Annotated in this window: 14 protein-coding genes; 12 read left to right on the top strand and 2 right to left on the bottom strand. The window is 41.0% G+C overall.

What is annotated here, in order from left to right; all coding sequences use genetic code 11:
- Positions 1-34 precede the first annotated feature (34 nt).
- Positions 35-1,033 (bottom strand): UDP-glucose 4-epimerase GalE, encoded by a 999-nt coding sequence (gene galE, locus O3636_RS05560; RefSeq protein WP_371642111.1) that lies wholly within the window; start codon positions 1,031-1,033, stop codon positions 35-37.
- Between the two features lie 294 nt (positions 1,034-1,327).
- Between galE and pepA the strand changes: the two genes are divergently transcribed.
- Together pepA and O3636_RS05550 are read left to right on the top strand one after the other, a co-directional pair.
- A complete protein-coding gene (pepA, locus tag O3636_RS05555) occupies positions 1,328-2,392 on the top strand; it encodes a glutamyl aminopeptidase (protein ID WP_371642109.1) in 1,065 nt (354 codons plus the stop codon).
- Positions 2,393-2,411: 19 nt separating this feature from the next.
- Complete coding sequence (locus tag O3636_RS05550; RefSeq protein WP_084954033.1) at positions 2,412-2,708, top strand: bacteriocin immunity protein; 297 nt, start codon at positions 2,412-2,414, stop codon at positions 2,706-2,708.
- Between the two features lie 202 nt (positions 2,709-2,910).
- Here O3636_RS05550 and O3636_RS05545 read toward each other — a convergent pair whose 3' ends face one another.
- A complete protein-coding gene (locus O3636_RS05545) occupies positions 2,911-4,542 on the bottom strand; it encodes a Na/Pi cotransporter family protein (RefSeq protein WP_061759313.1) in 1,632 nt (543 codons plus the stop codon).
- A 239-nt stretch (positions 4,543-4,781) separates the two neighbouring features.
- Here O3636_RS05545 and pgk point away from each other — a divergent pair, with 239 nt between their 5' ends.
- The 10 genes from pgk (at position 4,782) to dnaK (ending at position 14,015) form a co-directional block, all read left to right on the top strand.
- Complete coding sequence (pgk, locus tag O3636_RS05540; RefSeq protein ID WP_001096743.1) at positions 4,782-5,978, top strand: phosphoglycerate kinase; 1,197 nt, start codon at positions 4,782-4,784, stop codon at positions 5,976-5,978.
- A gap of 135 nt (positions 5,979-6,113) precedes the next feature.
- Entirely contained in the window at positions 6,114-6,641 is a 528-nt protein-coding gene (locus O3636_RS05535) for an aromatic acid exporter family protein (RefSeq protein ID WP_371642107.1), read from the top strand.
- Between the two features lie 76 nt (positions 6,642-6,717).
- Positions 6,718-7,074: a transcriptional repressor GlnR gene (gene glnR / locus O3636_RS05530; protein WP_000659548.1), complete on the top strand. Its 357-nt coding sequence runs from the start codon at positions 6,718-6,720 to the stop codon at positions 7,072-7,074.
- A 36-nt stretch (positions 7,075-7,110) separates the two neighbouring features.
- Complete coding sequence (gene glnA, locus O3636_RS05525; protein WP_371642105.1) at positions 7,111-8,457, top strand: type I glutamate--ammonia ligase; 1,347 nt, start codon at positions 7,111-7,113, stop codon at positions 8,455-8,457.
- A gap of 113 nt (positions 8,458-8,570) precedes the next feature.
- Positions 8,571-8,891 carry a PadR family transcriptional regulator gene (locus O3636_RS05520; protein WP_045612791.1) on the top strand — a complete coding sequence of 107 codons (321 nt, stop codon included), beginning with the start codon at positions 8,571-8,573 and terminating at the stop codon, positions 8,889-8,891.
- On the top strand, positions 8,891-9,466 hold the full coding sequence (locus tag O3636_RS05515; protein ID WP_371642103.1) for a DUF2812 domain-containing protein: 576 nt from the start codon (positions 8,891-8,893) through the stop codon (positions 9,464-9,466). The genes O3636_RS05520 and O3636_RS05515 overlap by 1 nt, the downstream gene beginning before the upstream one ends.
- Positions 9,467-9,500: 34 nt before the next feature.
- Positions 9,501-10,013, top strand: a complete 513-nt coding sequence (locus tag O3636_RS05510) for a DUF2812 domain-containing protein (RefSeq protein WP_261042109.1) — start codon at positions 9,501-9,503, stop codon at positions 10,011-10,013.
- A 160-nt stretch (positions 10,014-10,173) separates the two neighbouring features.
- On the top strand, positions 10,174-11,208 hold the full coding sequence (hrcA, locus tag O3636_RS05505) for a heat-inducible transcriptional repressor HrcA (protein ID WP_124788483.1): 1,035 nt from the start codon (positions 10,174-10,176) through the stop codon (positions 11,206-11,208).
- Positions 11,209-11,234: 26 nt separating this feature from the next.
- Positions 11,235-11,759, top strand: a complete 525-nt coding sequence (grpE, locus tag O3636_RS05500) for a nucleotide exchange factor GrpE (protein WP_124788458.1) — start codon at positions 11,235-11,237, stop codon at positions 11,757-11,759.
- Between the two features lie 432 nt (positions 11,760-12,191).
- Entirely contained in the window at positions 12,192-14,015 is a 1,824-nt protein-coding gene (dnaK, locus tag O3636_RS05495) for a molecular chaperone DnaK (RefSeq protein WP_000034667.1), read from the top strand.
- The last annotated feature ends 60 nt before the right edge of the window (positions 14,016-14,075 follow it).

The raw sequence follows: 14,075 nt of genomic DNA, 5'->3' as shown, positions 1-14,075 counted from the left end.
AGGAGAGAGCACTAGGACTTTCTCCTCTGTTTTCTTATTCTAAAATATTTTTACCTTCTTTAACTCGCCAACGATAATCAGATAAAATAATATCTTCGAGGGAGTAGCTAGCCTGCCAATCAAGGTATTGTTTAGCTTTTGATGCATCTGCTAGGACGCTAGCTGGGTCACCAGCACGACGCGCAACAATCTCGTGTGGGATTTTTTGATCCAGCAATTCTTCAGCAGTTTTAAAGATTTCTTTGACGGTATAGCCTTTTTCAGTTCCTAGGTTAAAGATTTGAGAAGAACTGTTTTCTTGAAAGAGGTAATTCATCCCTTTAACGTGGGCTTGTGCAAGGTCCAAGACATGGATGTAATCCCGAATACATGAACCGTCACGTGTATCGTAGTCATCTCCAAATATTTTTAGGCTATCATTTTGTCCCAATGCAGTCTTGTTGATGTTAGGGATGATGTGAGTTGGATTTTTCACACGCAGGCCGTTTGAAGCATCCATTTCAGCCCCAGCTACATTAAAGTAACGGAAAATGACATATTTCCAGTCGTAGCGATTGGCCATCCAGTAAATCATTCGTTCACCCATCAGTTTTGTCTCTGCATAAGGGTTGACAGGGTCGAGCAGGGTATCTTCAGTCGCTGGCTTGTCAATACAGTTATTACCATAGAGAGATGCAGTCGAAGAGAACATAATTTTTTGAATGCCAACTTCAGACAAGACTTTGAGAACTTGGTTCATACCAGCAACATTGGCAGTGAAGTATTTACTTGGATTTTCAATGCTTTCGCTCACAACAATCTCACCTGCACAATGAAGAACAGCATCAATCTGATTTTCTTCTAAGTAAGCTTTTAGGGCACTAGAATCATAAACATCTAGTTGCTTAAAGCTAGCACGACTATCCACAGCTGAACGATTTCCTGTAGAGAGATTATCTAGAACATGTACCTGATAGCCAGCATTTAAAAGAGCTTTAACGGTATGGGAGCCAATGTAGCCAGCTCCACCTGTAACAAGAATTGTTTTGGTCATGATTTTTTCCTTTTCCTAGTTTTGTACTATTTTAAAGAAATAAGAAGGCAAAGTCAACTATTTTCTGCAAATTCAATGAAAAACTGAACAAATATAGTATTGAATTGTTTTTTTGTTTGGGAATTAATAGTTTAGTTGGTCCTGGAATAGTTCTTAGATTTCACCTCACATGCAAGAAAATACAAGCTTTTTCTAAGATACAGTAAGACTAAGATACTAATTTAGAAATCCACCTTCCCGCTATCCTTCTCCTATAAAAAGTGGTAAAATGGATGAAAGAAAGAAGGAACTGAAATGACAACATTATTTTCAAAAATCAAAGAAGTAACAGAACTTGCTGCGATCTCAGGTCATGAAGCACCTGTCCGTGCTTATCTTCGTGAAAAGTTGACACCGCACGTGGATGAAGTGGTGACAGATGGCTTGGGTGGTATTTTCGGGATTAAACATTCAGAAGCTGCAGATGCACCGCGCGTCTTGGTCGCTTCTCACATGGATGAAGTTGGTTTTATGGTCAGCGAAATCAAGCCAGATGGTACCTTCCGTGTGGTAGAAATCGGTGGTTGGAATCCTATGGTGGTTAGCAGCCAACGTTTCAAACTCTTGACTCGTGACGGTCGTGAAATTCCTGTGATTTCGGGTTCTGTCCCTCCACATTTGACTCGTGGAAAGGGTGGACCAACCATGCCTGCTATTGCAGATATCGTCTTTGATGGTGGTTTTGCGGATAAGGCTGAGGCAGAAAGCTTTGGCATCCGTCCTGGCGACACCATCGTACCAGATAGTTCTGCAATCTTGACAGCCAATGAAAAAAATATCATCTCAAAAGCTTGGGACAATCGCTACGGGGTTCTCATGGTTAGCGAGCTAGCTGAAGCCTTGTCAGGTCAAAAACTTGGCAATGAACTCTATCTTGGCTCGAACGTCCAAGAAGAAGTTGGTCTTCGTGGTGCTCATACTTCCACAACTAAGTTTGACCCAGAAGTTTTCCTAGCAGTTGACTGCTCACCTGCTGGTGATGTTTATGGGGGTCAAGGCAAGATTGGAGATGGAACCTTGATTCGTTTCTACGACCCAGGTCACTTGCTTCTCCCAGGTATGAAGGATTTCCTTTTGACAACAGCTGAAGAAGCTGGAATCAAGTACCAATACTACTGTGGTAAAGGCGGAACAGACGCTGGCGCAGCTCATTTGAAAAATGGTGGTGTCCCATCTACAACAATCGGTGTTTGCGCTCGTTATATCCATTCTCATCAAACCCTCTACGCTATGGATGACTTCTTAGAAGCGCAAGCTTTCTTGCAAGCCTTGGTGAAGAAATTGGATCGTTCAACAGTTGACTTCATTAAAAATTATTAAACTTAAGGAGGTGGTAGGGATGGTAGAACCAAACCTAGAAAGCCTTATAAAAGATCTTTACAATCATGCTCGACATGATTTGAGTGAAGATTTAGTTGCTGCTCTCCTAGAGACTGCTAAAAAACTGCCTACTACAAATGAGCAATTGCTGGCAGTTCGTCTCTCAGGACTGGTCAATCGTGAATTGCTCCTAAATCCCAAACATCCGGCACCTGAGTTGCTCAACTTGGCTCGCTTTATCAAAAGAGAAGAAGCTAAGTACAGAGGAACCGCAGCTTCTGCGATTATGTATGGGGAGCTCTTTAAAATGCTTTGATTCCATTGTGAATCAAAGCATTTTTTATATGGTAGAAAAGCAATTCTTGGTTAGGAAAAGAAAAAAGCCATCCCATTCAGGATAGCTTCTTGGTACTTATACTCAATGAAAATCAAAGAGCAAACTAGGAAACTAGCCGCAGGCTGTACTTGAGTACGGCAAGGCGACGTTGACGTGGTTTGAATTTGATTTTCGAAGAGCATTAGATTTGTTCAGCGATGACCTTTTCAGCCAGATTCATAGCATGGTCTGATACACGAGTGTAGTGGGAAACAATATCGATAAAGTTGACCCCAGCTTGCGTTGAACACTCGCCCTTGTTAAGGCGTTTGATGTGGGTCTTTCTGAGAACACGTTCCATATTGTTGATTTCTTTATGGCGTTCAATCAGACTTTGAGCTTTTTCAATATCATTGTTTTCCACGCTGTCAAGGGCATCCTTGATAAAGCCAGTGGTTTTTTGATAGATATCAGCCAATTCCTGCAAAGCAGCTTCAGAGAACTCAACATTTTTACGTTGAAGGTAGTCAGTCAGATTGATTAGCGCTTCTGCGTGGTCCCCAATCCGTTCCAAATCACGGGATGAATCCAGGATGTTGGTCAGCACTTCACTTTCTTTCTGGCTAAGGGCCTCACTTGAAAGAGTAATAAGGTAACGAGTCAATTTTTCATCAATGGTATTGATGGCTTCTTCCGTCTTGTGGCCTTTTTCAGCAACCTTTTCATTGAGGTCAATGATGTAGTTGTATGAAAGGTCAAAGGCTTTGGAAGCATAATTTCCCAAGTGAAGGAGTTCTTTTTTGGCATTTCCGAGAGCGATTGATGGAGCTTGTTTAATCAAATGCTCATCAAGATAAAGTGGCTCGTACTTCACAACTTCATCTTCACCAGGAATGAGCTTGGTTACAAAGTAGGCCAAGGCTCCGATGAATGGAAATTGTACAATGGTGTTACTTACGTTAAAGGCACCGTGCGAGAAGGCGATGGTCATCTCAGGTGAGAGGTGAAGGAGTGCTTGGAAGTACTCAATCATAGACGTAAATGGACCTAATAAGATTAAGCAAAGAATAGTCCCTAAAACGTTAAATGTAACGTGGGTTGCAGCAACGCGTTTCGCAGAGACATTGGCTCCAGCTGCCGCGATGATAACTGTTAGGGTTGTCCCGATATTATCCCCGAAGAGAACTGGTAGAGAACCTTTAAGGTCAAGGAATCCACCTGCATAGAGCCCTTGCAAAATCCCGATTGTCGCAGAAGAGGCCTGGATGAGGACGGTAATCACCGCACCGGCCAAAACTCCCAACACAGGATTTTGTCCCAAGGTTACCATATATTCCTTGAATTGTGGTAAATCTTTAAGCGGACTCATACCGGCACTGATGAGGTTGAGGGCGTAGAAGATTCCCCCTACACCAAACAGGATGCGCCCAATATTGTTTGCTGTTCTGTTTTTTGTAAAGAAGAGGAACATGGTTCCAAGGAAAATTAGGGGTAAAGCATACTCACCAAGCTTGAAACCAATGATAAAGGAAGTAACGGTGGTTCCGATGTTGGCTCCCATGATAATTCCGATAGCCTGTCTAAGAGTGAGGAGACTAGCGCTGACCAGTCCAACCGTGATAACTGTAACCCCTGTACTTGACTGAATCAGGGCAGTTACGACAATCCCGACTAGAACACCTAAAAAGGGATTGCTGGTATACTTGTCAATGTAAAAACGAAGGCGATCTCCAGCAGCTTGTTGCAAACCGTCTCCCATGGTCTTGATACTATATAAGAATAATCCTAGACCACCTAAAAAGTGAAATAAAATTTCCTGCCAATTAATGGACATTTCTTTTTCCTCCGAAAAATAATAACGGAATTTCTCCTATTCTATTTTAAAGGATAAAAGTAAATCTAACAAGTGTTAAGCTAAGATTTTAGAAAGAAAATTCGTTATCAAAAGCAAAAATAATATACTCTAGCATGTCACAAAGATTAAATATCGAAAAATCTTGTGAAATCTTTCCTTATATTTCCAAAGTGTGATATAATAGTTTCGAATAAAATAAATAAAGGGGTTTTTGTAACATGGCAAAACTTACTGTTAAAGACGTTGACTTGAAAGGTAAAAAAGTCCTCGTTCGTGTTGACTTCAACGTACCATTGAAAGATGGCGTAATCACTAACGACAACCGTATCACAGCAGCTCTTCCAACTATTAAGTACATTATCGAACAAGGTGGACGTGCAATTCTTTTCTCTCACCTTGGACGTGTGAAAGAAGAAGCTGATAAAGCTGGTAAATCACTTGCTCCTGTAGCAGCAGACTTGGCAGCAAAACTTGGTCAAGATGTTGTTTTCCCAGGTGTAACTCGTGGTGCTGAATTGGAAGCAGCTATCAACGCTCTTGAAGATGGACAAGTTCTTTTGGTTGAAAACACTCGTTATGAAGATGTTGACGGCAAAAAAGAATCTAAAAACGATCCTGAACTTGGTAAATACTGGGCATCACTTGGAGATGGTATCTTCGTAAACGATGCATTCGGTACAGCTCACCGTGCACACGCATCTAACGTTGGTATCTCAGCAAACGTTGAAAAAGCAGTTGCTGGTTTCCTTCTTGAAAACGAAATTGCCTACATCCAAGAAGCAGTTGAAACTCCAGAACGTCCATTCGTAGCGATCCTTGGTGGTTCAAAAGTTTCAGACAAGATTGGTGTTATCGAAAACTTGCTTGAAAAAGCTGATAAAGTCCTTATCGGTGGTGGTATGACTTACACATTCTACAAAGCACAAGGTATCGAAATCGGTAACTCACTTGTAGAAGAAGACAAATTGGATGTCGCGAAAGCTCTTCTTGAAAAAGCAAATGGTAAATTGATCTTGCCAGTTGACTCAAAAGAAGCTAACGCATTTGCTGGCTACACTGAAGTGCGTGACACTGAAGGTGAAGCAGTTTCTGAAGGCTTCCTTGGTCTTGACATCGGTCCAAAATCTATCGCTAAATTTGATGAAGCTTTGACTGGTGCCAAAACAGTTGTATGGAACGGACCTATGGGTGTATTTGAAAACCCAGACTTCCAAGCTGGTACAATCGGTGTGATGGACGCTATCGTGAAACAACCGGGCGTTAAATCAATCATCGGTGGTGGTGACTCAGCTGCCGCAGCAATCAACCTTGGACGTGCAGACAAATTCTCATGGATCTCTACTGGTGGTGGAGCATCAATGGAACTTCTTGAAGGTAAAGTTCTTCCAGGACTTGCAGCCTTGACAGAAAAATAAGATTAACTAAATGAATCAAAGAAGAGGGGAATGAAAGTTCCTCTTTTCTTTTACTCGAAATAAAAACGCTTCCTCTCAACTATTGCTCATAAAAATCACCGATTTATGATAAAATGGAAATAGAAAGTTGAGATTATGAGTTATTTTAAAAAATATAAATTCGATAAATCCCAGTTCAAACTTGGTATGCGAACCTTTAAAACAGGTATTGCTGTTTTTCTAGTTCTCTTGATTTTTGGCTTTTTTGGCTGGAAAGGTCTTCAAATCGGTGCTTTGACAGCCGTTTTTAGCTTGAGGGAGAGCTTTGATAAGAGTGTTCATTTTGGGACGTCGCGTATTCTAGGAAATAGTATCGGTGGCCTTTATGCTCTGGTCTTCTTCCTATTAAATACCGTTTTCCACGAAGCCTTTTGGGTGATCTTGGTTGTGGTTCCAATTTGCACTATGTTAACCATTATGACAAATGTAGCCATGAATAATAAAGCAGGTGTTATCGGTGGTGTAGCAGCTATGTTAATTATTACTCTATCGATTCCGACTGGAGAGACGATTTTGTACGTGTTTGCGCGTGTGTTTGAAACTTTTATGGGGGTTTTTGTCGCAATTCTGGTAAATTACGATATTGACCGCATTCGTCTCTTTTTAGAGAAAAAAGAAAAATAATGTTACATTTTATAACATTATCAATTGACGTTTGTCTTTTTTTAGACTATAATAGACAGAAAGAAGGAAATTGTAAATGAAGGAAAAAGAATTTCGCCGAAATATGGCTGTTTTTCCTATTGGCAGTGTTATGAAGTTGACCGACCTATCAGCACGTCAGATTCGTTATTATGAAGATCAAGAGTTGATTAAACCTGATCGAAACGAAGGAAACCGTCGCATGTATTCCTTGAATGACATGGATCGTCTGCTTGAAATCAAAGATTATATCTCTGAAGGTTATAATATCGCTGCCATTAAGAAAAAATATGCTGAACGTGAAGCGAAATCCAAGAAAGCGGTGAGTCAGACTGAGGTGCGTCGTGCACTTCATAATGAACTCCTCCAACAGGGTCGCTTTGCTTCAGTACGGTCACCTTTTGGTCGCGGTTAGGCAACCGCAAGTAGTCATACATTAAGGAGAAAACTCATGCCAATCACAGCTGCAGATATTCGTCGTGAAGTCAAGGGAAAAAATGTTACCTTTATTCGTCTTATGTTCTCAGATATTTTGGGGACGATGAAGAACGTCGAAATTCCTGCTACAGATGAACAGTTAGATAAAGTCTTGTCAAACAAGGCTATGTTTGATGGATCTTCTATTGAAGGTTTTGTACGTATCAATGAGTCAGATATGTACTTGCATCCTGACTTGGATACATGGACAGTCTTCCCTTGGGGAGATGAAAACGGAAGTGTTGCAGGTTTGATCTGTGATGTCTATACAACAGAAGGTGAACCATTTGCAGGTGACCCTCGTGGTAATCTCAAACGTGCTCTTCGTCACATGGAAGAAGTGGGGTTCAAATCCTTCAACCTTGGGCCAGAGCCAGAATTCTTCCTATTTAAACTGGATGAAAATGGTGACCCAACACTTGAAGTAAATGATAAGGGTGGCTACTTTGATTTGGCGCCTACTGACCTTGCGGACAATACACGTCGTGAGATTGTGAATGTCTTGACCAAAATGGGATTTGAAGTAGAAGCGAGTCACCACGAGGTTGCGGTTGGACAACATGAGATTGACTTTAAGTACGATGAAGTTCTCCGTGCTTGTGATAAGATTCAAATCTTTAAACTTGTTGTTAAAACCATTGCTCGCAAACATGGTCTTTATGCAACCTTTATGGCAAAACCAAAATTTGGTATTGCTGGATCAGGTATGCACTGTAATATGTCCTTGTTTGATGCAGAAGGAAACAATGCCTTCTTTGATCCAAATGATCCAAAAGGAATGCAGTTGTCAGAAACGGCCTACTATTTCCTTGGCGGTTTGATCAAGCATGCCTACAACTATACTGCCATCATGAACCCAACGGTTAACTCATACAAACGTTTGGTTCCAGGTTATGAAGCGCCTGTTTACATTGCTTGGGCTGGTCGTAACCGTTCGCCACTTGTGCGCGTGCCTGCTTCACGTGGTATGGGAACTCGTCTTGAGTTGCGTTCAGTGGATCCGATGGCAAACCCATACATCGCTATGGCGGTTCTTTTGGAAGTTGGTTTGCATGGTATTGAAAACAAAATTGAAGCACCAGCTCCTATCGAAGAAAATATCTACATCATGACAGCAGAAGAGCGTAAGGAAGCTGGCATTACAGACCTTCCATCAACTCTTCACAACGCTTTGAAAGCTCTGACTGAAGATGAAGTTGTTAGAGCAGCTCTTGGAGAACATATCTATACTAGTTTCCTTGAAGCTAAACGAATTGAATGGTCAAGTTATGCAACCTTCGTTTCACAATGGGAAATTGATAACTATTTAGATCTTTACTAATATAGAAGAAAGATTGCCTGAGGGCGATCTTTTTTCTTGTGTTTTATATCGAGGTGTGATATATTTTTTATAACGAAGTGCGATATATCGAATTGAATAGGAGGTGGTTATAAATGGAATTAACGGATAAGATTCGTCGAGTTTATCTTCCGATGACGGAAACGGGCTTTTATATCTTGTTCTGTCTGCAAAAGGAAGGTCATGGTTATAGTATTACGCAAAAGGTCAAGGAGATGACGGATTCGCAAGTTTCGATTAGTCCTGGAACTATGTATGGAACCTTGTCAAAAATGGAAAAGGATGGTTTGATTTTCTTTGTCCGCGAAGAGGAAAAACGGAAAATCTATCAGATAACAGACTTGGGACGAAAAGTCTTAGATATTGAATTGAAGCGTATTGAACGGCTCTATAGAAACAGTCGGGAGGAAGGATGATGGAAAAGAAAATTGTTTATCGAATTTTTACAATTGCGGATTATGAGAGGGAGGCTCTATACTTTAGAGAAATGCATGCTAAAGGCTGGAAACTTAGGAAAGTAAGCTATTCTATCTTATTGTTTGCAGTTAAGTATACCTTTGAAAAGTGTCAGCCTGAGCAAGTGTCTTATCAGTTGGACTTTTACCCAATGGAAAAATCAGAGAGAGCTTCCTATTTACAACTGTTTAAAGACTGTGGCTGGGAGCATATTACAGACTTTAATAGTTTTTCCTATTTTAGAAAAGTACATTCTGAAATTGAATCGGATGCAGAGTTTGAAATTTATAATGACGCGGCCGGGAAGTTAGCTATGGTTAATCGCATTTTAAGACTGCGATTAGTACCTGTTTTACTTTTGCTAGCCATACATATACCATTCTTACTTAAGTTGCTCAATAAAAGTAATGCGTATGGTCTATGGAGTTTATTTGCGGTCGGGCTAGATATTTTCTTGTCTTTAATCCTTTTGTTAATAGTTGCCTATATTAGCTGGAAGTTATGGCATAAAAAGAAGGAATTATCAGATTTATGATAGGGTAGGTATGCTCAAAATTGGAGGGGAAGTCATGATAAATAAAAAGCAATTTCGGATCTTCACTATTCTTGATTTAGACAAGAAGGAAGAATATTTGCATGAGATGCATTTGAAAGGTTGGAGGTATAGAACGAGTCGTTTTGGTTTGTTCTATTTTGACCAATGTCAACCGGACGATGTCATCTATTGTATCTATGATTCTAGATTTCTTAAAAAGCATCAGCATGAATTGCAAGATTTTAGAGATAGAGGTTGGGAATTGATAGAAAGAGGTTTTTGTTCAATTCTTCGTAAACCAGCTTCTGATATACTTTCAGAGGATCAAGTCTATATGAGTAAGGGGCTCAGATGGAAAGTTATGCGATCTAGACTTCGTTCCTGTACAGCTACTTTCTTAGGTGGTCTTGTTGTCTGTATGAGTCTATTTAAAGAGGAGCTTTCTATGTCTTTCTTTATTATTTTTCTTTTATATGCTTTTCTGATTTCTTATCTAATCTATGGTTTTTTTAGACTTAAAAGGAAATACCAAGTAGATGAACAGTGAGTTTTTAGGTCTTCAGACTGATTTTTAGCACTCTTGATAAAAGAGTGCTAATTTTTTGAGTTTTTATCTTGACATTCTCTTTTAAGGGTGTATAATAGAATCATAAGTTAGCACTTAAGTGTATCGAGTGCTAATTGATCAGACAGAGAGGAGTGATGAGGTGGTTACAGAGCGTCAGCAGGATATTTTAAATCTGATTATTGACATCTTTACCAAAACGCACGAACCTGTCGGATCCAAAGCCTTGCAAGAGTCTATTAACTCTAGCAGTGCAACCATTCGTAATGACATGGCGGCTCTAGAAAAGCAAGGTTTGCTTGAGAAGGCCCATACTTCAAGTGGTCGAATGCCAAGTGTTGCTGGTTTTCAATACTATGTGAAACACTCACTGGATTTTGACCGTCTGGCTGAAAATGAGGTATATGAGATTGTCAAAGCCTTTGATCAGGAATTCTTCAAGCTAGAGGATATTCTGCAAGAGGCTGCTAATCTACTGACAGACTTGAGTGGCTGTACGGTAGTAGCACTGGATGTTGAGCCTAGCAGGCAACGTTTGACAGCCTTTGATATCGTTGTTTTGGGGCAACATACAGCCTTGGCGGTATTCACCCTAGATGAGTCTCGAACGGTTACCAGTCAGTTTATGATTCCAAGGAATTTTTTGCAGGAGGATTTGCTGAAACTGAAGAGCATCATTCAAGAACGTTTCCTCGGCCATACCGTTCTAGATATTCACTACAAGATTCGGACGGAGATTCCGCAGATTATCCAGCGTTACTTTACAACAACGGACAATGTGATCGATCTATTTGAACATATCTTTAAGGAAATGTTCAACGAAAACATTGTGGTGGCGGGCAAGGTAAATCTCTTGAATTTTGCCAATCTGGCAGCTTATCAGTTCTTTGACCAACCGCAAAAGGTGGCCTTGGATATTCGTGAGGGGCTGCATGAGGATCAGATGCAAAATGTCCGTGTTGCAGACAGTCAAGAGTCCTGTCTAGCAGACCTAGCGGTGATTAGTAGTAAGTTCCTCATTCCTTATCGGGGAGTTGGAATTCTAGCCATTATCGGTCCGGTTAATCTGGATTACCAACAGCTAATCAACCAAGTCAATGTAGTCAATCGTGTTTTGACCATGAAGTTGACAGATTTTTACCGCTACCTCAGCAGTAATCATTACGAAGTACATTAAGATTGAAATTATTAAAGGAGGCGAAAATGGCCCAAGATATAAAAAATGAAGAAGTAGAAGAAGTTCAAGAAGAGGAAGTTGTGGAAGCGGCTGAAGAAACAACTCCTGAAAAGTCTGAGTTGGACTTGGCAAGTGAACGTGCGGATGAGTTCGAAAACAAATACCTTCGCGCTCATGCAGAAATGCAAAATATCCAACGCCGTGCAAACGAAGAGCGTCAAAACTTGCAACGTTACCGTAGCCAGGACTTGGCAAAAGCGATTCTTCCTTCTTTGGACAACCTAGAGCGTGCACTTGCAGTTGAAGGATTGACAGACGATGTGAAGAAGGGCTTGGAGATGGTGCAAGAAAGCTTGATTCACGCTTTGAAAGAAGAAGGAATCGAAGAAATCGCAGCTGACGGTGAATTTGACCATAACTACCATATGGCTATCCAAACTCTCCCAGCAGACGATGAACACCCAGCAGACACCATCGCCCAAGTCTTCCAAAAAGGCTACAAACTCCATGACCGCATCCTACGCCCAGCAATGGTTGTGGTTTATAACTAAGATACAAAGCCCGTAAAAGCTCACAGTAAAAATAGGAGATTGACGAAGTGTTCGATGAACACAAGGAAATCTATCTTTTTTACCCAGAGCTTAGGGCGTGTTCGATTAGGCAATTCTGACGGTAGCTAAAACAAGTCGTCGTCGAAATAAAATCGATTTCGACTCCTCGTGTCGCGATTTACATAATAGAAAACTTGTCCGAAACGACAATAAACTATGAAAGAAATATAAAAAGCAAGCCGGAAGCTTGCAAGGAAGATATTGCCCGCCGTGGTGAAAGTTTCAGTAGCTTTTGCTACTGAAACAGGGGATTTTTGAGACAATAGGCTCAAAAATAAGTGATGAAATCCCGTAGGGAGTTGCTCACGTCCCCACCACTTAAGGGAAATATCAAAAAATCAAAATTCGAATTAAAATTTAAGGAGAAAACACATGTCTAAAATTATCGGTATTGACTTAGGTACAACAAACTCAGCAGTTGCAGTTCTTGAAGGAACAGAAAGCAAAATCATCGCAAATCCAGAAGGAAACCGCACAACTCCATCTGTAGTCTCATTCAAAAACGGCGAAATCATCGTTGGTGATGCTGCAAAACGTCAAGCAGTAACAAATCCAGATACAGTCATCTCTATCAAATCTAAAATGGGAACTTCTGAAAAAGTTTCTGCAAATGGAAAAGAATACACTCCACAAGAAATCTCAGCTATGATTCTTCAATACTTGAAAGGTTATGCTGAAGACTACCTTGGCGAAAAAGTAACGAAAGCAGTTATCACAGTTCCAGCTTACTTCAACGATGCTCAACGTCAAGCAACAAAAGACGCTGGTAAAATCGCTGGTCTTGAAGTAGAACGTATTGTCAACGAACCAACTGCAGCAGCTCTTGCTTATGGTTTGGACAAGACTGACAAAGAAGAAAAAATCTTGGTATTCGACCTTGGTGGTGGTACATTCGACGTCTCTATCCTTGAATTGGGTGACGGTGTCTTCGATGTATTGTCAACTGCAGGAGATAACAAACTTGGTGGTGACGACTTTGACCAAAAGATCATCGACCACTTGGTAGCAGAATTCAAGAAAGAAAACGGTATTGACTTGTCTACTGACAAGATGGCAATGCAACGTTTGAAAGATGCAGCTGAAAAAGCGAAGAAAGACCTTTCTGGTGTAACTTCAACTCAAATCAGCTTGCCATTTATCACTGCTGGTGAAGCTGGACCTCTTCACTTGGAAATGACCTTGACTCGTGCGAAATTTGACGATTTGACTCGTGACCTTGTAGAACGTACAAAAGTTCCAGTTCGTCAAGCCCTTTCTGATGCAGGTTTGAGCTTGTCAGAAATCGACGAAGTTATCCTTGTTGGTGGTTCAACTCGTATCCCAGCTGTTGTAGAAGCAGTTAAGGCTGAAACTGGTAAAGAACCAAACAAATCAGTAAACCCTGACGAAGTAGTTGCTATGGGTGCTGCAATCCAAGGTGGTGTGATTACTGGTGATGTTAAAGACGTTGTCCTTCTTGACGTAACACCATTGTCACTTGGTATCGAAACAATGGGTGGTGTCTTCACAAAACTCATCGACCGCAACACAACAATTCCAACATCTAAATCACAAGTCTTCTCAACTGCAGCAGACAACCAACCAGCCGTTGATATCCATGTTCTTCAAGGTGAACGCCCAATGGCAGCAGATAATAAAACTCTTGGACGCTTCCAATTGACAGATATCCCAGCTGCACCTCGTGGAATTCCTCAAATCGAAGTAACATTTGACATCGACAAGAACGGTATCGTGTCTGTTAAAGCTAAAGACCTTGGAACTCAAAAAGAACAAACAATTGTCATCCAATCTAACTCAGGTTTGACTGACGAAGAAATCGACCGCATGATGAAGGATGCAGAAGCAAACGCTGAAGCAGATAAGAAACGTAAAGAAGAAGTAGACCTTCGTAACGAAGTAGACCAAGCAATCTTTGCGACTGAAAAGACAATCAAGGAAACTGAAGGCAAAGGTTTCGACGCAGAACGTGACGCTGCCCAAGCTGCCCTTGATGACCTTAAGAAAGCTCAAGAAGACAACAACTTGGACGAAATGAAAGCAAAACTTGAAGCGTTGAACGAAAAAGCTCAAGGACTTGCTGTTAAACTCTACGAACAAGCCGCAGCAGCGCAACAAGCTCAAGCAGGAGCAGAAGGTGCACAAGCCACAGGAAACGCAGGCGATGACGTCGTAGACGGAGAGTTTACTGAGAAATAAGATGCAAAGCCCGTTAAAACCTCACAGTGAAAATAGGAAATCTGACGCAGAAACTTTAGT

This window comes from Streptococcus sp. 27098_8_76 (assembly GCF_041432315.1).
In the GTDB taxonomy this organism is placed as follows: domain Bacteria; phylum Bacillota; class Bacilli; order Lactobacillales; family Streptococcaceae; genus Streptococcus.
Note: the sequence above shows the minus strand (reverse complement) of the source record. Positions and strands in the feature narration are given on the sequence as shown.